General features: G+C 68.3%; 21 protein-coding genes and 1 riboswitch. Of the genes, 6 read left to right on the top strand and 15 right to left on the bottom strand.

From position 1 onward, the window contains the following. Positions 1–82: 82 nt before the first annotated feature. From ABD024_RS13935 to ABD024_RS13900, 8 genes are all read right to left on the bottom strand, one after another. Positions 83–448 (bottom strand): response regulator, encoded by a 366-nt coding sequence (locus tag ABD024_RS13935; protein WP_343853698.1) that lies wholly within the window; start codon positions 446–448, stop codon positions 83–85. Beyond that, a complete protein-coding gene (locus ABD024_RS13930) occupies positions 445–4014 on the bottom strand; it encodes a chemotaxis protein CheB (RefSeq protein WP_343853693.1) in 3570 nt (1189 codons plus the stop codon). The genes ABD024_RS13935 and ABD024_RS13930 overlap by 4 nt, the downstream gene beginning before the upstream one ends. 108 nt (positions 4015–4122) lie before the next feature. Next, positions 4123–4785, bottom strand: coding sequence for a M24 family metallopeptidase (locus ABD024_RS13925; RefSeq protein WP_343853689.1), 663 nt, complete (start codon positions 4783–4785; stop codon positions 4123–4125). A gap of 14 nt (positions 4786–4799) precedes the next feature. Further along, a complete protein-coding gene (locus tag ABD024_RS13920; protein ID WP_343853687.1) occupies positions 4800–5159 on the bottom strand; it encodes a DUF1304 domain-containing protein in 360 nt (119 codons plus the stop codon). 102 nt (positions 5160–5261) lie between these two features. Next, positions 5262–6419 carry a fatty acid desaturase family protein gene (locus ABD024_RS13915; protein WP_343853685.1) on the bottom strand — a complete coding sequence of 386 codons (1158 nt, stop codon included), beginning with the start codon at positions 6417–6419 and terminating at the stop codon, positions 5262–5264. Positions 6420–6514: 95 nt separating this feature from the next. Next, positions 6515–7240, bottom strand: a complete 726-nt coding sequence (locus ABD024_RS13910) for a 2OG-Fe dioxygenase family protein (RefSeq protein WP_343853683.1) — start codon at positions 7238–7240, stop codon at positions 6515–6517. Positions 7241–7291: 51 nt separating this feature from the next. Next, positions 7292–8308 carry a cysteine synthase A gene (locus ABD024_RS13905; protein WP_343854720.1) on the bottom strand — a complete coding sequence of 339 codons (1017 nt, stop codon included), beginning with the start codon at positions 8306–8308 and terminating at the stop codon, positions 7292–7294. Between the two features lie 71 nt (positions 8309–8379). Continuing rightward, positions 8380–9015: a peroxiredoxin gene (locus tag ABD024_RS13900; RefSeq protein WP_343853681.1), complete on the bottom strand. Its 636-nt coding sequence runs from the start codon at positions 9013–9015 to the stop codon at positions 8380–8382. Between the two features lie 142 nt (positions 9016–9157). Beyond that, positions 9158–9273, top strand: a riboswitch (SAM riboswitch). Positions 9274–9361: 88 nt separating this feature from the next. On the opposite strand from ABD024_RS13900, the gene metX reads away from it, so the two are divergent. The 3 genes from metX to ABD024_RS13885 are packed head-to-tail and all read left to right on the top strand — an operon-like array spanning position 9362 to position 12686. Next, positions 9362–10384: a homoserine O-succinyltransferase MetX gene (gene metX, locus ABD024_RS13895; RefSeq protein WP_343853679.1), complete on the top strand. Its 1023-nt coding sequence runs from the start codon at positions 9362–9364 to the stop codon at positions 10382–10384. A 38-nt stretch (positions 10385–10422) separates the two neighbouring features. After that, a complete protein-coding gene (gene metB, locus ABD024_RS13890; RefSeq protein WP_343854714.1) occupies positions 10423–11610 on the top strand; it encodes a cystathionine gamma-synthase in 1188 nt (395 codons plus the stop codon). After that, positions 11607–12686, top strand: coding sequence for a homoserine dehydrogenase family protein (locus tag ABD024_RS13885; RefSeq protein ID WP_343853677.1), 1080 nt, complete (start codon positions 11607–11609; stop codon positions 12684–12686). The genes metB and ABD024_RS13885 overlap by 4 nt, the downstream gene beginning before the upstream one ends. A gap of 6 nt (positions 12687–12692) precedes the next feature. Here ABD024_RS13885 and ABD024_RS13880 read toward each other — a convergent pair whose 3' ends face one another. Further along, positions 12693–13292, bottom strand: a complete 600-nt coding sequence (locus tag ABD024_RS13880; protein ID WP_343853675.1) for a YceI family protein — start codon at positions 13290–13292, stop codon at positions 12693–12695. Between the two features lie 183 nt (positions 13293–13475). Between ABD024_RS13880 and ABD024_RS13875 the strand changes: the two genes are divergently transcribed. Continuing rightward, positions 13476–13913 carry a DUF3574 domain-containing protein gene (locus ABD024_RS13875; RefSeq protein ID WP_343853673.1) on the top strand — a complete coding sequence of 146 codons (438 nt, stop codon included), beginning with the start codon at positions 13476–13478 and terminating at the stop codon, positions 13911–13913. Between the two features lie 28 nt (positions 13914–13941). Beyond that, positions 13942–15528 (top strand): hypothetical protein, encoded by a 1587-nt coding sequence (locus ABD024_RS13870; protein WP_343853671.1) that lies wholly within the window; start codon positions 13942–13944, stop codon positions 15526–15528. Positions 15529–15582: 54 nt separating this feature from the next. Here the strand turns inward: ABD024_RS13870 and ABD024_RS13865 are convergent, their stop codons facing one another. Together ABD024_RS13865 and ABD024_RS13860 are read right to left on the bottom strand one after the other, a co-directional pair. Next, positions 15583–17247 carry an APC family permease gene (locus ABD024_RS13865; protein ID WP_343853669.1) on the bottom strand — a complete coding sequence of 555 codons (1665 nt, stop codon included), beginning with the start codon at positions 17245–17247 and terminating at the stop codon, positions 15583–15585. A 373-nt stretch (positions 17248–17620) separates the two neighbouring features. Beyond that, a complete protein-coding gene (locus tag ABD024_RS13860) occupies positions 17621–19003 on the bottom strand; it encodes an L-serine ammonia-lyase (RefSeq protein ID WP_343853667.1) in 1383 nt (460 codons plus the stop codon). Between the two features lie 77 nt (positions 19004–19080). Between ABD024_RS13860 and ABD024_RS13855 the strand changes: the two genes are divergently transcribed. Further along, complete coding sequence (locus ABD024_RS13855) at positions 19081–19317, top strand: glutaredoxin family protein (protein ID WP_343853665.1); 237 nt, start codon at positions 19081–19083, stop codon at positions 19315–19317. A gap of 90 nt (positions 19318–19407) precedes the next feature. On the opposite strand, the gene ABD024_RS13850 is transcribed toward ABD024_RS13855, so the two are convergent. Genes ABD024_RS13850 through ABD024_RS13835 form a run of 4 tightly spaced genes read right to left on the bottom strand, consistent with a single transcriptional unit; the run spans position 19408 to position 22553 of the window. Then, positions 19408–20799: a DUF697 domain-containing protein gene (locus tag ABD024_RS13850; protein WP_343853662.1), complete on the bottom strand. Its 1392-nt coding sequence runs from the start codon at positions 20797–20799 to the stop codon at positions 19408–19410. Between the two features lie 10 nt (positions 20800–20809). Beyond that, the gene (locus ABD024_RS13845; RefSeq protein WP_343853660.1) at positions 20810–21358 is read right to left on the bottom strand and encodes a YceI family protein; all 549 of its coding nucleotides are present in this window, start codon (positions 21356–21358) and stop codon (positions 20810–20812) included. Further along, positions 21355–21936, bottom strand: coding sequence for a cytochrome b (locus tag ABD024_RS13840; RefSeq protein ID WP_343853658.1), 582 nt, complete (start codon positions 21934–21936; stop codon positions 21355–21357). The genes ABD024_RS13845 and ABD024_RS13840 overlap by 4 nt, the downstream gene beginning before the upstream one ends. Further along, positions 21933–22553: a YceI family protein gene (locus ABD024_RS13835; protein ID WP_343853656.1), complete on the bottom strand. Its 621-nt coding sequence runs from the start codon at positions 22551–22553 to the stop codon at positions 21933–21935. Before ABD024_RS13835 ends, ABD024_RS13840 begins: the two co-directional genes overlap by 4 nt. Positions 22554–22734: the final 181 nt, after the last annotated feature.

Genomic DNA, 22734 nt, shown 5'->3' with positions numbered 1-22734 from the left:
CCGGCTCGGCATGGCGGGCCCGGGCAGCGCAACGGTGCCCGGCAGCGTGCGCGACGGCATGTCCTGCCATCGGCGAAGGCGGTCAGGCGGCGGCGCGCAGGGCGGTCAGCGCCGCGGCCAGCTGCCGGGTGTCGTAGGGTTTCTGCAGAACGGTTTCGTTGCGCCATATCTCCGGGATGTCTTCGCCGCCGTAACCGGAGGAAAACACGAAGGGTATGCCGCGACGGCGCAACACCACGGCCACGGGGAAACTCTGTTCACCGGCCAGGTTGATGTCGAGGATCGCCAGGTCGATCGATGCGAGCTCGGCCAGCTCCATGCATTTGGCCAGCCGCGCGCCCTTGATCACGTGGTAGCCCGAGGCGCTGAGGCGATCTTCCAGCATCATCGCCAGCATCATCTCGTCTTCGGCGAGCAGGATGCAGGGCAGGTGGTTGTTGGTGGTCATCGGGAAACTGCCTCGTCCAGTGGTACATCGATGGTGCAGGTGACGCCGCTCGGCGGAAAGGCGAGCGATACCTCACCATCCAGTTCATACGGAATGCCTTCGTCGATCAGGCGTGAACCGAAGCCGCGGCGGGTGGGCGGTTCAACCAGGGGGCCTCCGGTTTCCGTCCACTGCAGCAGCAGCCATGGACGGTGGTCCTTCACGCGTGTCGCCCAGGTGACGGTGACCTGGCCTTCGGGTACCGACAGCGAGCCGTACTTGCCGGCATTGGTGGCCAGTTCGTGGAAGGCCATGCTCAGCGCCAGCGCCTGTTTTGGCGGCAGGTTGAGTCCGTTGCCCTGCAGGCGCACCCGCGCATCGTTCACGCGCGTATCGCTGTCCTGCCGGTACGGCGCCAGTTCGTTGTTGATGATGCCGAGCAGTGGCGCACCAAGCCATGCGTCCTGCGCCAGCAGGTTGTGCGTATGCGACAGCGCCAGCAGCCGCGACAGGAAGCTGTCGCTGAAGGCCGGCAGATCCGCTGCGTTGGCGATGGTCTGGTGGGCGATTGCCTGCACCGTGGCCAGGGTGTTCTTCACCCGGTGGTTGAGCTCGGCCATCATCATTTCGGTATGCCGCGCCGCGCGCACGCGCTCGGTCACGTCGCGTGCGATCAGCTTGCCGGCGAACATCACGCCATCGTGGTCGCACACCGGCGAATAGCTGATCGCCAGCGGCACCGACTCGCCGTCCGGGCGCACCCAGGTCATGTCGAACTCGGCCAGCCGGGTCGGCCGCTCGTGGCTGACGAAGAACTTCCTGGTCTCCTCGGACGGCTTGGGCGGCAGCAGCATGTTCAGCGGCTGGCCGATCACCTGTTCGGCCGTCAGGCCGAAGATGCGTTCGGCGCCTACGTTCCAGCTGGTGATCCGTTCATCCAGCGAAAAACCGAAGATCGCATCGCGCGAGGAGTTCACGATCGCCGCCAGCCGCGAATGCTCGCTGTTCAACTGCTGGCTCTCGGTGATGTCGACGAAGGTCAGCACCACGCCATCGACGACATTGTCGAACGTCAAGTAGGGGCGCATGCGCAGCAGGAAGGTCGGCGCGTCGCCGGTTCCGCGCAACGTGCGCTCGGTGACCGCCATGTCGTGCAGCACCTGCGCCACGTCGCTTTCCAGTTCCGGGTAGTTGATGCGCGGCGAGATCTCGGTAATCGGGCGGCCCTTGTCACCGTCACGCAGGTGGAACAGCTCGGTCATCATCGGCGTGTAGCTGCGGATATGCAGCTCGCGGTCGAGGAAGATGGTCGCGATGTGCGTGCTGTCGAGCAGGTTGCGGAGGTCGTTGTTGAGCCGGCTCAGCGCTTCGTTCTTGCTGTTGAGCTCGGCGTTGACGATCTGCAGCTCCTCGTTGATCGACTGCATTTCCTCGGTGGAGGTTTCCAGCTCCTCGTTGGCGGATTGCAATTCCTCGTTGACCGACTGGTATTCCTCGTTCGCCGATTTCAGCTCCTCGCTGGCCGTTTCGTGCAGGTCGATCGCGGCATGCAGCTGCACGCGGGTTTCCCGCAGCTCGTCCTCCAGCGTGTGGATGCGTGTAAGCTCGCCGCCGGCTTTGCCGTCGGTGGCCGGTTCGGCCGGACGCGGCGCGAATTCGAGTTCATGGAAGGCGATCACACACATCTCGACCTTGCCACTGCCTTCGACCAGCGGCTCCGCGATCAGCCGCAACGACCGTTCCTGTCCGTTGAGCAGGAAGTTCAGCCCATCGCGGGTGACCTGCTTGCCGCTGGCAAAGGCCTGCAGCGCGGCAGCGCGCACGGCGCCGCGCAAGGGCTTGTCGAGCAACTGGAACAGGTTGAGGCTGGCCGCGCCGGTCGAGGGCGCCAGGTAGCGCCCGGTGTCGCCGCCGAAGCGCAGCACGTCGTGGCTGGCGTTGATCACCACGTAGGCCGGCGACCATGGCTCCAGCGCCTGGCGCGCACGCTGGTCGATCGGGTCCTCGGCCTGCCGCGGCGTGGCGTATTCAGTGCTGTTGAAAGGGCGAAGCTGCATGCTGACGAAATCCCGTGGACGTGTGTGTGCATCGTCGCGGCGCACGTACAGCCGCTGTTTCTTGTCCAGTTCGGTGAACAGACGCGCGTTGCGGGCCAGTCGTTCCGACGGACCCAGCAGCAGGAAGCCGCCGGGTCGCAACGCGTAGTGGAACGCCTGCACCAGCCGCTCCTGCAGGTCGTTGTCGAGGTAGATCAGCAGATTGCGGCAGGAGACCAGGTCCATCCGCGAAAACGGCGGGTCCTTGATCACGCTGTGCGGCGAGAACACGCACATTTCGCGGATCTGCTTGACCACGCACCAGTCGTCGCGATCCTTGCTGAACCAGCGCTCCAGGCGCTCGGGCGAAACGCCGCTCAACGGCGCGCGGTAACGCCCGGCGCGGGCGCGGTCGATCGCCTGGTCGTCGATGTCGGTGGCAAAGATCTTCACCTTCAGGCCGCGTTGCGAACCGATCGCCTCGCGCAGCAGGATGGCGATGGAATAGGCCTCCTCACCGGTGGCGCAGCCGGGCACCCAGATCCGCAGCACGTCGTCGCTGCTCCGGTCGGCCAGCAGCGACGGGATCGCGATGGTGCGCAGTGCCTCGAACGCGACCGGATCGCGGAAGAACTCGGTGACCCCGATCAGGAACTCGCGGAACAGCAGCTCGTGCTCGTTCGGATACTGGCGCAGGTGGTCGATGTAATCCGCGACGGTCTCGGCCTGCACCACCAGCATGCGTCGCTGGATGCGCCGCATCAGGGTCTTTTCCTTGTAGTGGCTGAAGTCGTGGCCGACTTCGGCATGCAGCAGTTCGCAGATGGTTTTCAAGTGCGCCGCCACGTCGCCGCGCACGCCATCGGAACCCTTCTTCTGCTGCGCGGCGTGCATCTGCTGCTGGTAGGCGAGCAGCCGTGCCGGCATGTCGGCCACCGGCATGACGGCGTCGACCATCCCGGTGGCCACCGCGTTGGCCGGCATGCCGGTCATCGCCTCGTGGTCGAAACCGGATTGCGCCAATGCCAGCCCGCCGTGATCCTTCACCGCGCGCAGGCCCTGCGCACCGTCGTTGCCGGTGCCGGCCAGCACCACGCATACCGCGCGGTCACCCTGGTCCTCGGCCAGCGACGTGAAGAACGCATTGATCGGCCAGCGATGCTCGCGCGGCGGTGCCGGCTTGCATACCTGCAGCACGCCGCCGGCGATGCTCAGGGTGGCATTCGGCGGAATCACATAGACGTGCCGCGCTTCGACGCGCATGCCATGGCTCGCCTCGAGCACCGGCATGCTGGTACTGCGGCCGACCAGCTCGGCCAGCAGGCTGTTGTGATCGGGCGCCAGATGCTGCACCAGCACGAAGGCCAGCTCGCCATCCACCGGCATGTTCGCGAAGAACTCCTTGAACGCTTCCAGTCCGCCGGCCGAGGCGCCGATGCCGACGATCATGGTGCTGGTGCTGGCTGGCGGTGGCTTGCGAAGCTTCGCCGATGGGCCGCCCTTGCCAGCGGTCGCGGCGGGAGTGGGCACGGGCTTCAGAGACGACGGCATGCGGGGCAGCCTGAAATCCAGGCGAAGCCCGGATGAAGCGGCAGCATAGCGTGCCTGCTGCCCGGCGCGGGTGATTGTCGGCAGGCGCGCGTGCCGTGCCTGCGCCGGTCAGCGCGTCAGCAGATCCTCGTGGAACGCGCCGAACGGCTCCGTCGGATGCGCGATCTGGATCTCCAGTATCCACAGCCCGCTGGAGGGAGATGCCTCCAGGTCGCCGAGATCGCCGCCCTGGTGGATCGAGTGCGGGAAGTCGCTGACCCGGTGCCCCTTGATCGCATGGTTGAAGCGCCAGCCCATTGCCTCCGCGCGTTCACCGGCAAAGGCATACAGCGCCTGGCCGCTCAGCCCTTGCGAACGCCACGCCGCGGCCACTTCGCCGAACAGCGCGCGTGCCGCGTCCGCGCAGGCCTGTCGCTGCGGCGCGTGGCCGACCACGAAGGTGTCGCCCACGTCGCCCTCGTGGCCGTCGAACACCAGGCCGAGGTCGATGAAGTAGTTGTCGTTCTCGCCCAGCCGCACGTTCGGATCGGAGCGTTGCCGGTACGTCCTGGTGGTATTCGCGCCGATGCGGATCAGCACCGGATGCCACAGCCGCTCGTATCCGAGCTCGCGGAACACGTCCGTCGCCGCGGTCTTCGCCTCGTCTTCGCTGATGCCCGGGCGCATGCGCTCGCGGATGCCATGCAGCGCGGCCCAGGTTTTCTCGCGGGCGCGCTGCATCAGCGCAGGATCGAAGCGTTGTCCGACAGCTTCGCGGGAGGGCGTCGTCATGGGTGTCTGCGCAATCAGGTCAGATGGATGAGTACCAGTGCGAGCAGCGCCGGCAACGCCTGTATCCACAGGATTTTCCGGCTTGCGGTCAGGCCGCCGAAGATGCCGGCGATCAGCACGCAGGCGAGGAAGAACAGTTTCACGTGGAAGCCGGCGCCGCCGTCGAGGCAGAGGCCCCAGACCAGGCCGGCGGCGAGGAAGCCGTTGTAGAGACCCTGGTTCGCGGCGAGTGCCTTCGACTGCGCGGCGAATTCCGCGGTGGTGCCGAACGCGCGAAGGCCCGAAGGTTTCGTCCACAGAAACATTTCGAGGATCAGGAACCACAGGTGCAGCAGCGCGATGACGGCAATCACGACGTTGGCGGCAATCGACATGACGGCTTCCCTCGAATGGCGCCGGGCGGCGCCTCAGCGGCGGAGTGTCGCAGCCGCCCCGGCCGATCGCAATGCGGGCGCGGGCGCCGGCTCGCGCCCTGCTCAGGCCGGGGTCAGTGCGGGCACGCTGGCGATTACTGGTCTGCCCAGCCGCCGCAGCAGGCGGTAGTGCGAGGCGATGCCGGCGCCGAACGTGCGGTGTTCGCGATAGGTCACGCCGAACTCGCGGCAGGTGTCCTCCACCACGCGGGCGACCAGCGGATAGTGCACGTGCGGGATGCGCGGGAACAGGTGGTGCTCGACCTGGAAGTTCAAGCCGCCGATCAGCCAGCCCAGCACGCGGTTGTCGCGGGCAAAGTCCACCGTGGTCTGCAGCTGATGGATCGCCCACGGCGTCTCCATCCGGCTTCCGCTTGCGTCCGGCAGCGGGAACGCCGCTTCCTCGACCACGTGCGCCATCTGGAACACCAGGGCCAGCAGTACGCCGGCCACGGCCGAGACCAGCGCATAGAACAGCAGCACGGTGCCGGGCGAATGGAAGAACAGCGGCAACCCGAACGCCAGCGTGAAGAACACCAGTTTGCCGCCGACGAACCCGGCCAGGTCCCAGCCTTTCGGGCGGTCGAACGGGCGCTCGCCGACGGTGCCGGTTGCCATGTCGCGGAAGTCGCCGTACAGGTGCCAGCGGATCGCCGTGACGCCGTACAACGGCCACAGATACAGGTGTTGCCAGCGATGCCACGGCCGCCGCGGTTGCTGCGGCGACAGCCGGCCGAGTACGCCGAGGTCGATGTCGCTGTCGTGCCCGGTCACGTTGACCCAGGTGTGGTGGAAGCGCGCGTGCTTCCACTGCCAGATGTACGAACTGCCGCCGACCAGGTCCAGCGCCAGCGCCATCAGCCGGTTCACCCAGCGCCGCTCCGAATACGCCTGGTGGCCGCCGTCGTGCATGATGTTGAAGCCGATCGCCGCCATCGCGATGCCCAGCACCAGGCCGAGCAACAGGCCTTGCCACCAGCTGTCGGCGAGGAACACCAGCGCCACGTAGGCGAGCGCGAACACGCCGAGGATGATGGCCGTCTTCAGGTACATCTGCGCGCTGTCGCGCTGGCGGGTGCCGCTGCGCTTGAACTCGGCGTCGACACGGCGGCGCAGTTCGCGATGGAAGCTGTTGTCGCCGTTGAACTTCAGCCGGTCGGCATGCGCGTCCGGCGGCGTCGCGGCCGCAAGGGTCCCGCGATGTGTTGAATCGAGGGACATGGCAGCGCCTGCGAAAGACAAGTTCGTCATCTTACGCGATGCGGGGCAAGGCGAATGTTGCGCTGGTCGTGGAAAGTGCCGAATGGCACGCCGCGCTACGCGGTGGCCTTGAACGTCACCACCAGCACGTCGCGGTGCGCCGGTTTCGACGGATCGAGCGGCGTGACCGCGGTGACACCGTGAAACACCCGGGCGTCGTCGACCAGCGCCGCATCCAGCGGGTGGGTCAGCGTGAAGCTGCCCAGCACGCTGCGGTCGGCGGCATGGATGGTGGTGGTGCCGCGCTCGATGTTCTCGCGGTCGATCAGCAGCACCAGTACGTAGTCGACGCCGTCGCGGTGCACGCCCTCGGGGGTGGGTTCGCCGGCCTCGTCCGCGCGTGCCTCGATGCGGAACTGGTGCACCTCGACATGCCAGTGGCGGGCGGCCGGGGCCAGCGCGCCGAAGCAGTCGTGGCAGAAACCGAGGATGCGGCGCAGGCTGGCGCCATCGGCGATCGCCGGCAGCACCGGTTCGAACCAGCGCTGGATGTCGCCCTGCAGCGGGTTGTACTTGAGGCTCTGGTAGTGCGGCTGATGCGCCTCGCGGCGGATGCCGCCGTCGGCATCGGCGGAGAACGTGGCGTGCCGGCGCCGCCGGTGGCGGCCGCTGGCAGCGAGGTAGCTGTCCGGCGCCAGGTCGTTCCAGCTGGCGGTGAACGCGGACCAGTCGGTGAGTGCCTGCGCTGGCAGCAGGTCGCGCATGATGTCGGCGGTGACGAAGGCAAAGCCGTCGCGCTGCAGCCGGGTGTGCAGCGCGGACGTGTCGGGGTGGGGAGTCATCCGATTACGTTAGCAGGGCTGGCATGAAGCGGCGATGGCTGCGCGGGATGCTCAGCCCGGAAACGCCCGCGCCAGCCAGTCCGGCACCGGGATGCCCTTGCCGCGCAGGAACGCCGGGTTGAACAGCTTGGCCTGGTAGCGCGTGCCGGCGTCGGCGAGCACGGTGACGATGGTGTGGCCGGGGCCGAGTTCGCGTGCAAGGCGGATCGCGCCAGCCAGGTTGACGCCGCTGGAGCCGCCGGTGCACCAGCCTTCCTCGGCCAGCAGGCGATGCAGCAGCGGCACCGATTCGTCGTCCGGAATCGACCAGGCCAGGTCGATCGGAGCGCCGTCGAAATTCGCGGTGACCCGGCTGGAACCGATGCCTTCGCTGATCGAATTGCCGCTGGCGATGAGTTCGCCGGTGTTGACGTAGCTGGCCAACGCCGAGCCGGTCGGATCGGCCAGCGCGATGCGTACGCCGGGGTGGCGCGCCTTCAACGCGCGACCGACGCCGGCCAGGGTGCCACCGGTGCCGGCGGCGCAGACGAAGCCGTCGACGTGGCCGCCGGCGTCCTGCCAGATCTCCACGCCAGTGGTGGCCTCGTGCCAGTCGCGGTTGGCGGTGTTGTCGAACTGGTTGGCGAACCACGCGCTGCCCGGGTCGGCCGCATTCGCCGCCTCGGCGTGGGCGCGCGCCTGGTGCGCGTAGTGGTTCGGGTCCTTGTATGGCACGGCCGGCACCAGTCGCACTTCGGCGCCGGCGATGCGCAGCGCGTCGATCTTCTCGCGGCTCTGCGTCTCCGGCATGAAGATCACCGTGCGATAGCCGCGGCTGGCGCCGAGCAGGGCCAGCCCGATCCCGGTGTTGCCGGCGGTGCCTTCGACGATGCTGCCGCCGGGGCGGATCAGTTCGCGTTGTTCGGCGTCCAGCAGCAGGCCGAGCGCGGTACGGTCCTTGATCGATCCGCCGGGATTGAGGAACTCGGCCTTGCCCAGGATCTCGCAGCCGGTCAGCGCGGAGGCATGGCGCAGGCGCAGCAGTGGGGTGTGGCCGATGGCGGCGGAGAGGTCGGGCCGGATGGGCATCATGGACGATGGCTTGAGGGAAGGAGTGATTTTGCTCCTTCCCCTGCGCGCAGGGGGAGGGGGCAAGGCACTCAAGCCAGTGGCGCCGGCACCAGCCGCAGGTACGACTTCAGCGTCTTCCAGCCGCCGGGGTAGAGCTTCTTCGCCTCCTCGTCGGACACCGAGGGCGCGATGATCACGTCGTCGCCCGGCTGCCAGTCCACCGGCGTGGTCAGCTTGCGGCCGTCGGTGAGCTGCAGCGAGTCGAGCACGCGCAGCACCTCGTCGATGTTGCGGCCGGCGCTGGGCGGGTAGGTCAGTACCAGCCGGACTTTCTTGTTCGGATCGATGATGAAGACCGAGCGCACGGTGACCTTGGCGTCCGCCTTGGGGTGGTACATGCCGTACAGCTTCGCCACCTCCAGCTCCGGGTCGGCCAGCAGCGGGTAGTTCAGCGCGGTGCCGCCGACGTCCGCCACGTCCTTCGCCCAGGCCCGATGGTCGGCCACCGAATCCACCGACAGGCCAAGCAGCCGCGCGTTGCGCGCATCGAACTCGGCCTTGCGGCTGGCGAACGCGCCCAGCTCGGTGGTGCATACCGGGGTGAAGTCCTTCGGGTGCGAGAAGAACACCACCCAGCGGTTGCCGGCGTAGTCGTGGAAGCGGATCGGGCCCTCGGTGGAGTCGAGGGTGAAGTCGGGGGCGGTGTCGCCCAGTTGCAGGCTCATGCGGATCTCCGGTGACGTTGCGGCGCCATGAGCATGTTTGCGCGACGCCATGATGACAAATTACTTGATCGAATAACCATATATACGCCTAGACGTTTAGACGTCTATTGACAGGATGCCATGAAGCATTCACTATCCGCTCCACTCATCGAGACCGGCTGAGGGACAGGCCCATTGAAGCCGGGGCAACCTGCGGAGCGTTTCCGCCACGGTGCCAACTCCTGCGGAGGTGCTTCGGCATCCACCGGAAGATGGGCGTCATCCGGCTCGCGGCGGTCTGCCGCCGAACCCGGGATTGGCGACCTTTCCGGTCCTTCGCAGGGCGATGCCGACCGGAGAGAGTTCCATGACGTTGCTGCCCGAAACCCGCGGTACCGAAGCCAGCCAGGTCGCCTTCAGCGCCTTTCCCGAACCGCGCGCGCGGCTGACCGCCCAGCGCAGCACGCGCCGGCTGCGGCTCAGTCCGAAGTACGGCAGCGGCCCGCGCGAGGTTGAGATCAGCTACCTGTGGTGCGGTGCGGCGGGTGCGCCCACCGTGATCGTGCAGGGCGGTATCTCGGCCGACCGCGACGTCACCGCGCTGGACGGCGATGCCGCGCCGGGCTGGTGGCAGGCGCTGGTCGGCAGCGGCGCGGCGATCGACCTCGAACGCTGGCGCGTGCTGGCGATCGACTGGCTGACCCCGGACCAGCTCGGCGCCGGTTCGGTCTCCAGCGAGGACCAGGCCGATGCGCTGGCCGCGCTGCTGGGCGAGCTGGGCATCGTGCAGGTACGCGCCTTCATCGGTTCGTCCTATGGCGCGATGGTGGCGCTGGCCTTCGCCGCACGCCATCCGCGCAACGTCGGGCGCCTGTTGCTGCTGGCCGGTGCCCATCGCCCGCACCCGCTCAGTACCGCGCAGCGCAGCGTGCAGCGCGGCATCGTGCGGCTGGGCCAGGCCAGCGGCCAGACCGATGAGGCGCTGGCGCTTGCCCGTCAGCTGGCGATCACCACCTATCGCGGCAGCGCCGAGTTCGGCCGGCGCTTCGCCGGCGGCCCGGAATGGCGCGACGAGCGCTTTCATTTCCCGGTCGAGGACTATCTGGCGCACCAGGGCCGCCGCTTCGTCGAGCGCTTCGATGCGGACCGTTTCCTTGCGCTGTCCGAGTCGATCGACCTGCATGACGTGCAACCCGAGCGGATTCCCACCCCGGCCACCCTGATCGGCTTCCCCTCCGACCGGCTGGTGCCGCTGGCCGACCTGTGTGAGCTGCAGCGCCGCCTGCATGGTCCGGCCACGCTGGAAGTGGTCGAGTCGCCGTACGGCCACGACGCCTTCCTGAAAGAACCCGAACAGCTCGCGCCGCTGCTGCGCGAAGCACTGGCCTGATTCCCCGTCCCCGCACAACAAGAACCGGAGATCCCATGATGACCGAGCCCGCCTTCTGTACCCGCGCCGTGCGCGCCGGAATCGAGAGCGACACCCAGCACGGCGCCGTGGTGCCCGCGCTGCACCTGTCGACCAACTACAGCTTCGCGGGCTTCGGCCGCAAGCGCGCGTACGACTACTCGCGCAGCGGCAACCCGACCCGCGACCTGCTCGGCGAGGCGCTGGCGGAGCTGGAGCAGGGTGCCGGCGCGGTGGTGACATCGAGCGGCATGTCGGCGGTGGCGCTGGCGCTGGAACTGGTGCCGGCCGGGGCCACCGTGCTGGCGGCGCACGATTGCTACGGCGGCACCTGGCGGCTGCTCGATGCGTGGGCGAAGAAGGGCCGCTTCCAGGTCGAGTTCGCCGACCTCACCGACAGCGTGGCGCTGGCCGCCGGCCTGGCGCGCAAGCCCGCGCTGGTGTGGGTGGAGACACCGTCGAACCCGCTGCTGCGGATCACCGACATCCGTCACGTGGCGCAGGCCGCGCACGCGGTGGGCGCGCTGCTGGTGGTGGACAACACGTTCCTGTCGCCGGCGCTGCAGCAGCCCTTGCTGCTCGGCGCCGACGTGGTGGTGCACTCCACCACCAAGTACATCAACGGCCACAGCGACGTGGTCGGCGGCGCGGCGGTGGCGCGCGACGCGGCGGTCTTCGAACAGCTGAAGTGGTGGGCCAACTGCGATGGCCTCACCGGCGCACCGTTCGACAGCTATCTCACCCTGCGCGGCCTGCGCACGCTCGCCGTGCGCTTGCGCCAGCACCAGGAGAACGCCGCGCGCATTGCCGAACGGCTGGACGCGCACGCGGTCGTGCGCAAGGTCTACTACCCCGGTCTGGCCAGCCATCCCGGCCACGCGCTGGCGGCGCGCCAGCAGCAGGGTTTCGGCGCGATGCTGAGCTTCGAGCTGGACGGCGACGTGGCGCAGATCGAGGCGTTCGTCGACGGCCTCAAATACTTCTCGCTGGCCGAATCGCTGGGCGGGGTGGAAAGCCTGATCGCGCACCCGGCCAGCATGACTCACGCGTCGATGGCGCCGGAGGCGCGCCGCACCGCCGGCATCGCCGACAGCCTGTTGCGGCTGTCGGTGGGTATCGAGGATGGCGACGACCTGCTGTGCGACCTCGATGCGGCGCTGACCCGCGCCGCAGCCGTACAGACGTCCAAACGCCGGGTGCTTGCATGAGCGCGGTGCTGGCCGGGCGCGCGGCGAGCGTCAGGAGCGAAGCGTCCACCATCGCGATTGTGCTGCTCGGCACCGGCGTGGTCGGCGGCGCGCTGCTGAAGCTGCTCAACACCGCCGCCGCGGGTTCGCTGCGACTGGTCGGCGCGGCAAACTCGCGCCGCCAGCAGACCGATCCGGTCAGCCTGGCCCAGCGCAATCTGCGCGAACAGCTGAATCGCGAAGGCGCGCCGCGCGACAATGCCGGCCTGCTGGCGGCGCTGGACGCCAGCGGCGCGGCGGTGAAGGTGATCATCGACGCCACCGCCAACACGGCGCTGGCCTCGCGCCATGCCGAGTGGCTGGCGCGCGGCTACCACGTGGTCACCGCGAACAAGGCGCTGGCCGGCGGCGAACTGTCGGGCTGGCGTGCGCTGCAGGCGGCGCTGGCGAGCGGCGGTCGCTATGGCGACTCGGCCACGGTCGGCGCCGGCCTGCCGGTGCTGTCCACCTTGCGTCGGCTGCGCAGTTGCGGCGACGGCCTGCTCACGCTCGAAGGCGTGTTCTCCGGCTCGCTGTCGTGGTTGTTCAATCAGTACGACGGCAGCCGCCCGTTCTCCGAACTGCTGCGCGAGGCGCGCCAGTTCGGCTACACCGAACCGGATCCGCGCTCGGACCTGTCCGGTGAGGACGTGGCGCGCAAGCTGCTGATCATCGCGCGCACCGCCGGTTTCACCTTGGGCACCGACGAGGTACAGGTGGACGGCCTGGTACCCGAGGCGCTGCGCGTGCTTACCACTGAAGCGTTCCTGGCCCGGCTGGGCGAACTCGACGTACCGCTGGCCGCGCGCCATGCCGCCGCCAGCTCACGTGGCTGCGTGCTGCGTTTCCTGGCCCGGCTCAACCAGCGCGGGCATGCCCGCGTCGGCCTGACCGAAGTGCCGCTCACCCACCCGGCCGCGCGGTTGTACGGCACCGACAACCAGTTCGCGCTCACCACCACCCGTTACCACGCCCAGCCGCTGGTGATCCAAGGGCCGGGCGCGGGACCGGAGGTGACCGCGCAGGCGCTGCTGGGGGACGTGCTGGCGCTGGCCTGACGTGATTCAGGCGGCGGGCACGGCGATGGCCTCGACCTGGATGCGCAGCGTCACCGTCATGTCGAAACCGTACGCCTTGCCGGCATCCATGCCGAACGCGTCGCGCTGGAAGGTGGCCAGCGCGTCGGCGCCACAGACCTCGCGTTTCAGCAGCGGGTGCGGCATGCACTTGAAGCTGTCGATCTTCAGCGTCAGCGGACGGGTCACGCCATGCAGGGTCAGGTGGCCCACCACCGCGGTCGGCGCGCCGCTGACGAAGTTGACGAGCTTGCCCTGGTAGACGGCCTGCGGGTAGTTCGCCGTGTCGAACAGCTCGGTGCCCTGCGCCTTTTCATTGAGCTGGTCCTGGCCGAAGTCGGCGCTCTTCATGTCCACGACGACGTTCACCGTGCCGCTGCCGCCTGCCTTGTCCAGCGTCACCGTGCCGCTGCTGTGGTTGAACTTGCCGCGCCATACCGACAGCCCGCCCAGATGGTCGGCCTCGAAGCTGGGGTAGGTGTGGTCCGGGTCCAGCTGGTATTTCACCTCGGCGGCACTGGCCGTGCTCAGCGACAACCAGGCGAGCAGGCCGAGCGCATGGACGAGGGTGCGGGTCTTGGGCGACATGGGCGGTTTCCGTTTGGGGCGAGAGGAGTGGAGCTTGCAGGTACGACGAACCGGACGGCGCGATTTCGACAACGTACGAGGCCGGGTGGCGGTGTCGTTCCCGGTTGCGCGATGGCGCGATTGCTGCCGATACTCTCGCCTTCCCGTATGTCCGGAAGTCCAAATGCAAAAGAGCCTGGCTCGATGAATGCCCGCCCGCTGGCCACGCTGGCATGCCTGCTCGCCCTGCTGGCCGGTTGCACGATGCCGGGCGCGGTGCGGCATGGCGGCGCGACTCATCCGGCACAGACGCAAGGCTGGGTCGACACCCGACTGTACTTCGGCCTCGGCCCGGCCGACCAGCCGCAGCAGGGCGTCAGCGAGCAGGCCTGGCGGGAGTTCCTCGATCGCGAGGTGACGCCACGCTTCCCCGACGGGCTCAGCGTGCTCGACGTCTACGGCCAGTGGCAGGACGCGCGGCAGTCGGGTCCCGAGCGGCTGCGTTCCAAACTGCTGGTGATCGACTATCCGGACACGCCGGCGAACCGCGCCAAGGTCGAGGCGATCCGCGCGGCGTGGAAGCGGCGCACCGGCGACCAGTCGGTGTTGCGCGTGACCCAGCCGGCCGACGTGTCATTCTGAGCCACTATCGTCCCGGCGGATCCCGCGCATGAACACTCCAGGCAATCGCTGGTTCGCCCCCGGCGATCTCAACGGCTTTCTCGGCCTGCTGGTGGACAACCTGTCCATCATGGCTTTCCTCGCCGCGGCGCTGATCGGCCTGTTCGGCCTTCCGGCGGACATCGTGTTCCTGCACATGTTCCCGGGCACCGCGCTGGGCGTGCTGCTGGGCAACCTCGCTTATACCGTGATGGCGCGCCGGCTGGCCCGGCGCAGCGGCAGCAACACGGTCACCGCGATGCCGCTGGGGCTGGATGCGCCGACCAGCATCGGCATGGCCTTGCTGGTGCTCGGCCCGGCCTTCGTCGGCTTCAAACAGGGCGGCATGGACGCGCACGCCGCCGGTATCGCCACCTGGCAGCTGGGCATGGCCGCGCTGGTGGTGATGGGCGTGCTGAAGTTCGTGCTGTCGTTCTTCGGCGCGATGGTGCAGCGGCACGTGCCGCGCGCCGGCCTGCTCGGTTCGATCGCCGGCATCGCGCTGGTGCTGATGGGCTTCCTGCCGCTGGTGGAAATCCTGAAGGTGCCGGTGGTCGGTTTTGCCGGGCTCGGCGTGGTGCTGTACGCGCTGGTGGCGCACGCGCGGATGCCGTTCGGCCTGCCCGGCGTGCTGGTGGCGTTCGTGATCGGCGCGCTGCTGTACTACGGGCTCGGTCCGCTGGGCGGGCTGGGTGCGGGCTATCACGCGCCGGCCGCGTGGCAATGGCGCTTCGCGCTGCCGTGGCCGACCCTGCAATGGGTCGGCGGGCTGGAACACATCGTGCCGTACCTGCCGCTGATCCTGCCGTTCGGCCTGCTGATGGTGGTGGGCGGCATCAACGTCACCGAGAGTGCGCGCGCGGCCGGTGACGATTACTCCACCCGCGACATCCTGCTGGTCGAGGCGCTGGCCACGCTGGCAGCCGGCTTCTGCGGCGGCGTGGCGCAGACCACGCCGTACATCGGCCAGCCGTCGTACAAGGCGATGGGCGCGCGCAGCGGCTACACCCTGCTCACCGGCATCGTGGTCGGGTTGGGCGGCGTGTTCGGTTACCTGTCGAACCTGGTCGAGCTGGTGCCGCTGCCGGTGCTGGCGCCGATCCTGGTGTTCGTGGCGATCGGCATCACCGTGCAGGCGTTCGAGGCGACGCCGATGCGCTACGCGGCGGCGGTGGTGTTCAGTTTCTTTCCGGCGATCGCGCGGATGCTCACGATCAAGCTGAGCGACCCGGCCTACGTCTCACCCGAACACTTCGCCCAGTTGTTCAACGACGGCACGCACGGCATATCCGAACTGGCGGTGATCACCGTGCTGGGCAACGGTTTCATCATCACCTCGATGATCTGGGCCAGCTTCGTGGTGGCGCTGATCGACCATCGCCCGCGGCGTGCCGCGCTGATCCTGCTGCTCGGCGGGGCGCTCAGCCTGTTCGGCGTGATCCATTCGGTGGAGTTGTCCGGTGGCGTCTATCTGCCGTGGCTGCTCGACGCGGCATCACGTGGTGTCGTGTGGCAGTTCGCCGGCGCCTACGGAGTGCTGGCGATCGTGCTGGTGCTGCTGTCGCTCGGCGGCCGCGAGCGGGCGGCCGTTCGCTGAAAACAAAAACGCGCGGCTCGTCGCCGCGCGTTCCGGTCGAACGGATGACTGGGCTCAGCGCCCGGTGATGCGTTCCGCGGTTTCCTCGTCCGGCGGTACCAGCGGCGCATCGGGGTCGATGCGCGCCTCCAGTTGCGCTGCTTCCACCGATGGCGTGCGCCAGCCGGAGGCCACGCCCCACAGGTAGAACACCAGCCCGATCACCGCGACCACGGCCAGATCCCAGCCGTACGGCAAGTAGCCCTTGCCGCCGAACATCGTGCTGCCGGCCCACGACACCAGCGCCAGCGCGGGCAGGTAGCACACCAGCCACCAGGCGCCCTTCATCTGCCGGCCGAAGTCGTGCCAGCCGGCCTTGGCCTGATAGTAGAAATACACCGGCAGCGCGACCACCATCAGCAGGATGATCTCGCCGGTCAGCGGCCACTTGGCCCAGTACAGCAGTTCGGTGGACATGATGAAGGCCACGCCCGCCAGCAGCGGCAGGCCAGCCAGCCGGAACGGACGGTGCAGCTCCGGCGCCGTACGCCGCAAGGTCATCACGCTGACCGGGCCGGTCAGGTAGGAAATGATCGTGGCCACCGAGATCACTGCCGCCAGCGCACCCCAGCCGCGGAAGAAGAACAGGAACAGGAACGACACGCCCAGGTTCACCCACATCGCCGGACGCGGCACGCCCCACTTCGGGTGCACGCGGCCGAGGATCTTCGGCAGCGTGCCGTTGCGCTCCATGCCGTACAGCATGCGCGCGGTGGTCGCGGTGTAGGTCATGCCGGTGCCGCTGGGGCTGATCACCGCGTCGATGAACAGCAGCGTGGCCAGCCACTGCAGGCCCAGGATGATTGCCAGGTCGGCGAACGGCGAGCTGAAGTTGATGCCGTGCCAGCCCACGTTGGCCAGCATCTCGCGCGGCACCGCGCCGATGAAGGAGATCTGCAGCAGCACGTAGACCACGGTGGCCAGCGCGATCGAGCAGACGATGGCGAACGGAATGCTGCGGCCCGGGTTGCGCGCTTCGCCGGCCAGATTCACCGGGCTCTGGAAACCGTTGAAGCTGAACACGATGCCGGCGATCGCCACCGCGGTGAGGATCGAGGGGAAGTCCGTCTTGTGCAGCTCGCCGTGGATGCCGACGCTGAAATTCTCGGGGTGGAAACCGCTGGCGATCAGCAGTACCGCCGTGGCGGCGGGAATCACCAGCTTGAACAGGGTGATCGCGCTGTTCGAACGCGCGAACAGCTTCACGCTCCAGAAGTTGAACAGGAAATACACCACCACCAGCGCAGCGGCGATCAGCAGGCCATTGGTGCTCAGCTCACCGTGGCCGCCGGGCATCTGGTGATACAGGTCCTTCGCCCACTGCCATTTCCACGACGACATGTACTGTGCCGATGCCTCCGCCTCGACCGAGATCACCGAGACGATCGCGATCCAGTTCGCCCACGCCGCGATGAAGCCGACCAGCGAACCGTGCGAGTAGTGGCCGTAACGCACCATGCCGCCGGACTCGGGGAACATCGACCCCAGCTCGGCGTAGGTCAGCGCGATCGCCATGATGATCACCGCGCCGATCACCCATGCCCAGATCGCCCCCGGACCGGCGATCTGCGCCGCGCGCCAGGCCCCGAACAACCAGCCTGAACCGATAATCGAGCCCAGACCGGTAAGCATCAGGGCGAACGGGCCGACATCGCGGCGGATCTGGCTGGCTTGGGACATTGACGTTCCGATGGGGGCGCGTGCGCGCCGAAAGTCGGTGATGGTTGCAGAATTTGCCGCCACCTGTCACCCCGCAGAAGTCATGCTGGTCCTTGGCGCCGCCTGCGTTTGCTTGCCGCTGCTGCCCCTGTGGCCCCGGGGAACGCGCCGTCAGAGCGCCAGGCCAGGCTGGCGTGCGCGCACCAGTTCGCCCAGCGCGGCGAATTCGTCGGCAAGCTCGTCGCAGGCTTCGGCGAATGCGGGGTCTTTCGATCAGCGTTTGTGCGTCGCCGGGAGGTTCAAGAGCGACGGGTTGTAGCGCCGATGTGGCGTGCTGGTGCCATCTTGTCCACGCAAAAGCTTCGCGCACAGGGTGCGCTCCAACGGCGTGGCCTCAGCACTCGATGACGTTCACCGCCAGGCCGCCGCGGCTGGTTTCCTTGTACTTGTCCTTCATGTCGCGGCCGGTGTCGCGCATGGTCTTGATGACCTTGTCGAGGCTGACGCGGTGCTTGCCGTCGCTCTTCAGCGCCATGCGGCTGGCGTTTATCGCCTTGACCGAGCCCATCGCGTTGCGTTCGATGCAGGGGATCTGCACGAGGCCGCCGATCGGGTCGCAGGTGAGGCCGAGGTTGTGTTCCATGCCGATCTCGGCGGCGTTCTCGACCTGCAGCACGTTGCCGCCGAGTGCGGCGGTGAGGCCGCCGGCGGCCATCGAGCAGGCCACGCCCACTTCGCCCTGGCAGCCCACTTCGGCGCCGGAGATCGAGGCATTTTCCTTGTACAGGATGCCGATCGCGGCGGCGGTGAGCAGGTACTCGATGATGCCTTCGTCGTCCGCTTTCGGGCAGAAGCGCAGGTAGTAGTGGCCGACCGCGGGCACGATGCCGGCGGCGCCGTTGGTCGGCGCGGTGACCACGCGGCCGCCGGCGGCGTTCTCTTCGTTCACCGCCAGCGCGTAGAGGTTGACCCAGTCGAGGATGGTCAGCGGGTCGCGCAGCGCGGCTTCGGGCTGGTTGCGGAGCTCTTCCAGCATCGCCGGTGCGCGGCGGGTGACCTTCAGGCCGCCGGGCAGCACGCCGGGCGAACGCAGGCCGCGGTTGACGCAGTCGGCCATCGCCTTCCAGATCGTCAGCAGGCCGGCGCGGGTCTCGGCCTCCGGACGCCACACGCTTTCGTTCGCCATCATCAACTGGGCGATGGTCAGCTTGTGCTGCTTGCACAGCGCCAGCATTTCGTCGCCGCTGCTGAACGGATAGGGCTGGGCGGTAGTGTCGGCGACGATGCGGTCCTCGGCGGCCTCGTCGGTGTTGACCACGAAGCCGCCGCCGACCGAGTAGTAGTCGCGCGTGGCCAGTTCGTTGCCGTCGGCGTCGTACGCGGAAAAGCGCATGCCGTTGGTGTGGAACGGCAGCTTCTGGCGCTTGTTGAAGACCAGGTCGGCCTTTTCGTCGAAGGCGATCTCGTGCTTGTCCAGCAGGCGAATGCGACCCGTGCCGCGAATGCGCTCGAGCGTGGCGGGAATCCGGTCGGGGTCGACCGTATCCGGGTGCTGGCCCTCGAAGCCGAGCAGCACCGCCTTGTCGGTGCCGTGGCCGCGGCCGGTCATCGCCAGCGAGCCGTACAACTCGGCGCGCACGCGGGCGACGCGGTCGAGCACGCCCTTCTCTTCCAGCCAGTGTTCGGCGAAACGCGCGGCGGCGCGCATCGGCCCCACCGTGTGTGACGACGAAGGTCCGATGCCGATCTTGAACAGGTCGAATACGCTGACGGCCATGGCTGCACTGCCGGGGATGCTGGGGAAACGGTTATTCTACGCGGCACCCACGGCTTTGGCAGTCCATTCGCAAACGCATGTCCGACCTGATCCTGTACCAGCGCGACTACTGTCACCTGTGCGACCTCGCGCTGGCCGTGCTGGCCGAGGCGCATGCGCCGGATTTCGACAGCGTGTGGGTGGACGATGCGGATGAGCTGGAACAGCGCTATGGCACGCGCGTGCCGGTGCTGCGCGATGCGCGCGACGGGCGCGAACTGGATTGGCCGTTCGACGCCGCGACGGTGCGGACATTTCTCACGCGCCTCTCGTAGGAGCCCGCTGGCGGGCGATGCTCTTCCGATCCCCGATTCCCGTACAAAAGCATCGCCCGCGAGCGGGCTCCTGCGGGGTGTGGTGGGGGCTCAGGCCCGGCGGGTTTTCAGCCGCTTGAGAATTTCCTCGCGTGCCTCGCGCAGGATCGAGTCGCGGTCCAGGCTGGCGACGATGTCGGCGACGGCGCGTTTGGCCCCTGCTTCGCCCCAAGACTTGCCGGCGACGAGATAGCGTTCGGCGGCGCGGCCGATCAGCACGGTGGCGTACCAGCCGAGCGCGCCTTGCGCCGCGGCGGTGACCACGACCGACAGCCCGGCGCTCATGCCTTTCAATGCCGAGGCGACCAGCTGCATGCCCCAGATCGCGCCCATCAACGCGGCCAGCTGGGCGGAGATCACCGCCACCAGCCGGCCGGATTCGGCGCGGGTCAGCGGCAGGCCGTAGACGCGCGACAGCTGCAGCACCATCGCCGCATCCAGCCCGGCGGCGGCGAGCAGGTCGGCCACCGGGATCGGGTTCAGCGCCACCGCCACGCCCTTGGCGAGACAGTATTGGCGGATCAGTTTCGCGGCCACGACCTGCCGCGTCTGCGCGATGCGCGCGCTGACCTGGTCGGTGAGCCGGCCGGCGTACAGGCCGGCGTTGATCGCCGACAGCGTCTTGCCCTCGCGTGCGGCGATCGCCAGCAGGCGTTCGCGCAGGGCGGCAACGTCGGGAAGGCGCGGCTGCTCGCGCACCTGTTCGTGCCCGCGCGCGTCGACCTCGACCACGCGTTGCGCGGCCGGATGCGCCGCCACCGCAAGCACGTCTTCCGCACGCACCAGGCCAGCCACGCGCAGGCGCAGGTGCTGCAGCAGGCTGTCCAGCTCGTCGCGGCCGTAGCGGTCGGCCTTGTTCAGCGCCAGCAGCAGCGGACGCTGGGTGGCGGCGAGCGTCTTCAACGCGTCGAGTTCCTCGCGGGTAAGGTCGCCGTCGCAGACGAACACCACCAGGTCGCTGACCTCGGCCACCTCGAACGCCAGCCGTTCGCGCGCCTCGCCATCCAGCTCGTTGATGCCGGGCGTGTCGATCAGCACCAGGCCGCCGTGCTGCGCCTCGTCCAGCATCGCGTGTTCGGCGTCGGTGGTGGTGCCGTGCAGGACGCCCACGGTGAACGCCTCGCGACCGAGCAGGGCATTGCCCAGCGCGGACTTGCCGGCGGAGACGCGGCCGAACACGGCGACGTGCAGTTCGCCGCGCTCGAGCTTGTCCAGCATGCTCTCGATGCGCGCGAAGTCTCCGGCCAGCTCGCTGCGCAGCGCGGCCGGGATGGTCGGATCGTCCAGCAATGCACGCAGGCTGTCGGCGACCCGCGTCGAACCGACCGTGTCGCGGAGCGGCGGTGTGGTCACGCGGCCCGGATCAGGCTTGAGCCAGCCGGGCCTGATCGAGCCGGGCCTGATCCAGCCGCGCAGGCGCCGCCAAAGCGTGTCGCTCGCCATCGCGGCGGCGTTACTTCGGTGCCAGCTGCAGGTGCGCGGTGACCTTCACGTCGCCGCCGATCACTGAGGTGTCGGCGTAGTCGCCTGTGCCCACGCCGAAGTCCAGCCGTTTCACCGTGCCGGCCACGTCCAGCGTGGCGCCGCCGGCCTGCGGTTTGAACGTCACCTCGAGGCTCACCGGTTTGGTCACGCCGCGCAGGGTGAGCGTGCCGTCGGCAATCACCTTGCCGCCGCTCTGGCGGAAGCCGGTGGTGACGAAACGGGCCTTCGGGAATTTCGCCGTGTCGAAGAAATCCACGCCGGGCAGCGCGGTATCGCGATCGTTGTCGCCGGTCTTCACGCTGGCCAGGGTCACTTCCACGTCGAACTTGGAGCTGGCGAGATTTGCCGCGTCGTAGCTGATCGCCGCGGTCCACTGGCCGAACTGGCCGTTGAACGATTCGCCCTGGAAGGTGTTGCTGAAGCCGAGCGTGCTGGCCGCCGGCTGCACGGTGTAATCGGTGGCCGCCGCGGCGCCGGGCAGGGCGAGTGCCAGCAGCAGGATGGCGAGACGTTTCATCGGTGGTCTCCTTCGGAAGTGGAGCGCTCGCGCAGACGGCCGAACGGCAGCATCCGGCGCAGCACGTTGTCGTTGTCGAACACATGATGTTTCAGCGCGCCGCCGACATGCGCCACCAGCACTAGCAGCAGGAACCAGAACAGGTACTCGTGCACGCCGTGCGCGACATCGCGCAGCGCGTCGTTCTTCGCCACCAGCGCCGGCAGGTTGAACTGCTTGAACCACTGCAGCGGCTTGCCGGTGACCGAATTGAACCACCAGCCGCTGAGCGGCAGCAGCACGATCAGCACGTACAGCACGCCGTGCGCCGCCTGTGCGGCGAGCCGCTGCCAGCGCGGCATGGGCTCGTCGGGCGGGCGATGGTCGGCCCAGCGCCATGCGATGCGCAGCAGCGCCAGCGCCAGCACGGTCAGGCCGATCGACTTGTGCAGGGCCAGCCAGTTGATCTTCTGCATCGGCGAGTGCGCCAGGTCCATCAGCAAGCCGAACAGGCCGTTGCCGAGGATGCCCAGCGCGATGACCCAGTGGAAGAACTTCGCGACCGAGCCCCACTGGCGGTCGTTGCTGCGCAGACTCATGGTTGCTCCTTCGGGGCCGGAACGGCGTGCTCGTCGCTGAGCGCTTCCAGCTCCAGCCACACGCTGACGCTGGCACCGATCGAGTTGGGGTTGGCGGTGATGCCGAAGTCGTTGCGATCCAGGCTGGCGGTGGCCGAGAAGCCGGCCACTTTGTGCGTTTCGTAAATGGTCTTGGCGGCGCGGTTGAAGGTGAACGCCAGATCCAGCGGGCGGGTGACGCCGCGCAGGGTCAGTTGCCCGTGCAGCACGCCGTGCTGGTCGTCCCTGCGCTCGACGCCGGTGCTGCGGAAGTGCGCGTAACGATGGTTCGCGCAGTCGAGCAGGGCCGGCTTGCACACCGCCTGGTTCCAATCGGGGTCGCCCATGTCCAGGCTGGCCAGGTCGATGTCCAGTTCGGTGGCCGCCGTGCTCCAGTCGCCCGGGTCGAAACGCAGCCAGCCACGCGCGATGTGCAGCCGTCCGAACGGCCGCGAGTAGCCGTTGTGGCTGATGCTGAAGACGACCTGGCTGTGCACCGTGTCGTAGCGCCAGCCGTCACCGGCAGCGTGCGCCGCCGCCAGCGGCAGCAGGGTCGCCGCGAGACACCACAGCCAGCGGGTTGAGCGCAAACGGAACATGCGGCGAAGTCTGGCCGATTGACGGCGAGGCTGCCAGCGCTGGTGGCTGAACGATGGGTTTCCGGAGGCGAGCCAATCGGTTGGGGGTTCGCCGGGAAAAAACCGTTCGCCCCCGGATCAAGTCCGGGGCAGGCTCTGAGCTTGTCGAAGGGCGTTGCCGGGGAAAAACCGTTCGCCCTGA

The sequence above is a fragment of the Rhodanobacter soli genome (assembly GCF_039523495.1).
In the GTDB taxonomy this organism is placed as follows: Bacteria; Pseudomonadota; Gammaproteobacteria; order Xanthomonadales; family Rhodanobacteraceae; genus Rhodanobacter; species Rhodanobacter soli.
Note: the sequence above shows the minus strand (reverse complement) of the source record. Positions and strands in the feature narration are given on the sequence as shown.

Excerpts from the sequence above, each read along its gene's own strand:
- ABD024_RS13835 (WP_343853656.1), bottom strand. The coding sequence starts at position 22,553 with ATGTTCCGTTTGCGCTCAACCCGCTGGCTGTGGTGTCTCGCGGCGACC.
- ABD024_RS13845 (WP_343853660.1), bottom strand. The coding sequence starts at position 21,358 with ATGAAACGTCTCGCCATCCTGCTGCTGGCACTCGCCCTGCCCGGCGCC.
- ABD024_RS13840 (WP_343853658.1), bottom strand. The coding sequence starts at position 21,936 with ATGAGTCTGCGCAGCAACGACCGCCAGTGGGGCTCGGTCGCGAAGTTC.
- metB (WP_343854714.1), top strand. The coding sequence starts at position 10,423 with ATGACCGAGCCCGCCTTCTGTACCCGCGCCGTGCGCGCCGGAATCGAG.
- ABD024_RS13920 (WP_343853687.1), bottom strand. The coding sequence starts at position 5,159 with ATGTCGATTGCCGCCAACGTCGTGATTGCCGTCATCGCGCTGCTGCAC.
- ABD024_RS13855 (WP_343853665.1), top strand. The coding sequence starts at position 19,081 with ATGTCCGACCTGATCCTGTACCAGCGCGACTACTGTCACCTGTGCGAC.
- ABD024_RS13870 (WP_343853671.1), top strand. The coding sequence starts at position 13,942 with ATGAACACTCCAGGCAATCGCTGGTTCGCCCCCGGCGATCTCAACGGC.
- ABD024_RS13900 (WP_343853681.1), bottom strand. The coding sequence starts at position 9,015 with ATGAGCCTGCAACTGGGCGACACCGCCCCCGACTTCACCCTCGACTCC.
- ABD024_RS13880 (WP_343853675.1), bottom strand. The coding sequence starts at position 13,292 with ATGTCGCCCAAGACCCGCACCCTCGTCCATGCGCTCGGCCTGCTCGCC.
- ABD024_RS13850 (WP_343853662.1), bottom strand. The coding sequence starts at position 20,799 with ATGGCGAGCGACACGCTTTGGCGGCGCCTGCGCGGCTGGATCAGGCCC.
- ABD024_RS13910 (WP_343853683.1), bottom strand. The coding sequence starts at position 7,240 with ATGACTCCCCACCCCGACACGTCCGCGCTGCACACCCGGCTGCAGCGC.
- ABD024_RS13930 (WP_343853693.1), bottom strand. The coding sequence starts at position 4,014 with ATGCCGTCGTCTCTGAAGCCCGTGCCCACTCCCGCCGCGACCGCTGGC.
- ABD024_RS13885 (WP_343853677.1), top strand. The coding sequence starts at position 11,607 with ATGAGCGCGGTGCTGGCCGGGCGCGCGGCGAGCGTCAGGAGCGAAGCG.
- ABD024_RS13875 (WP_343853673.1), top strand. The coding sequence starts at position 13,476 with ATGAATGCCCGCCCGCTGGCCACGCTGGCATGCCTGCTCGCCCTGCTG.
- ABD024_RS13905 (WP_343854720.1), bottom strand. The coding sequence starts at position 8,308 with ATGCCCATCCGGCCCGACCTCTCCGCCGCCATCGGCCACACCCCACTG.
- ABD024_RS13915 (WP_343853685.1), bottom strand. The coding sequence starts at position 6,419 with ATGTCCCTCGATTCAACACATCGCGGGACCCTTGCGGCCGCGACGCCG.
- ABD024_RS13935 (WP_343853698.1), bottom strand. The coding sequence starts at position 448 with ATGACCACCAACAACCACCTGCCCTGCATCCTGCTCGCCGAAGACGAG.
- ABD024_RS13860 (WP_343853667.1), bottom strand. The coding sequence starts at position 19,003 with ATGGCCGTCAGCGTATTCGACCTGTTCAAGATCGGCATCGGACCTTCG.
- metX (WP_343853679.1), top strand. The coding sequence starts at position 9,362 with ATGACGTTGCTGCCCGAAACCCGCGGTACCGAAGCCAGCCAGGTCGCC.
- ABD024_RS13925 (WP_343853689.1), bottom strand. The coding sequence starts at position 4,785 with ATGACGACGCCCTCCCGCGAAGCTGTCGGACAACGCTTCGATCCTGCG.
- ABD024_RS13865 (WP_343853669.1), bottom strand. The coding sequence starts at position 17,247 with ATGTCCCAAGCCAGCCAGATCCGCCGCGATGTCGGCCCGTTCGCCCTG.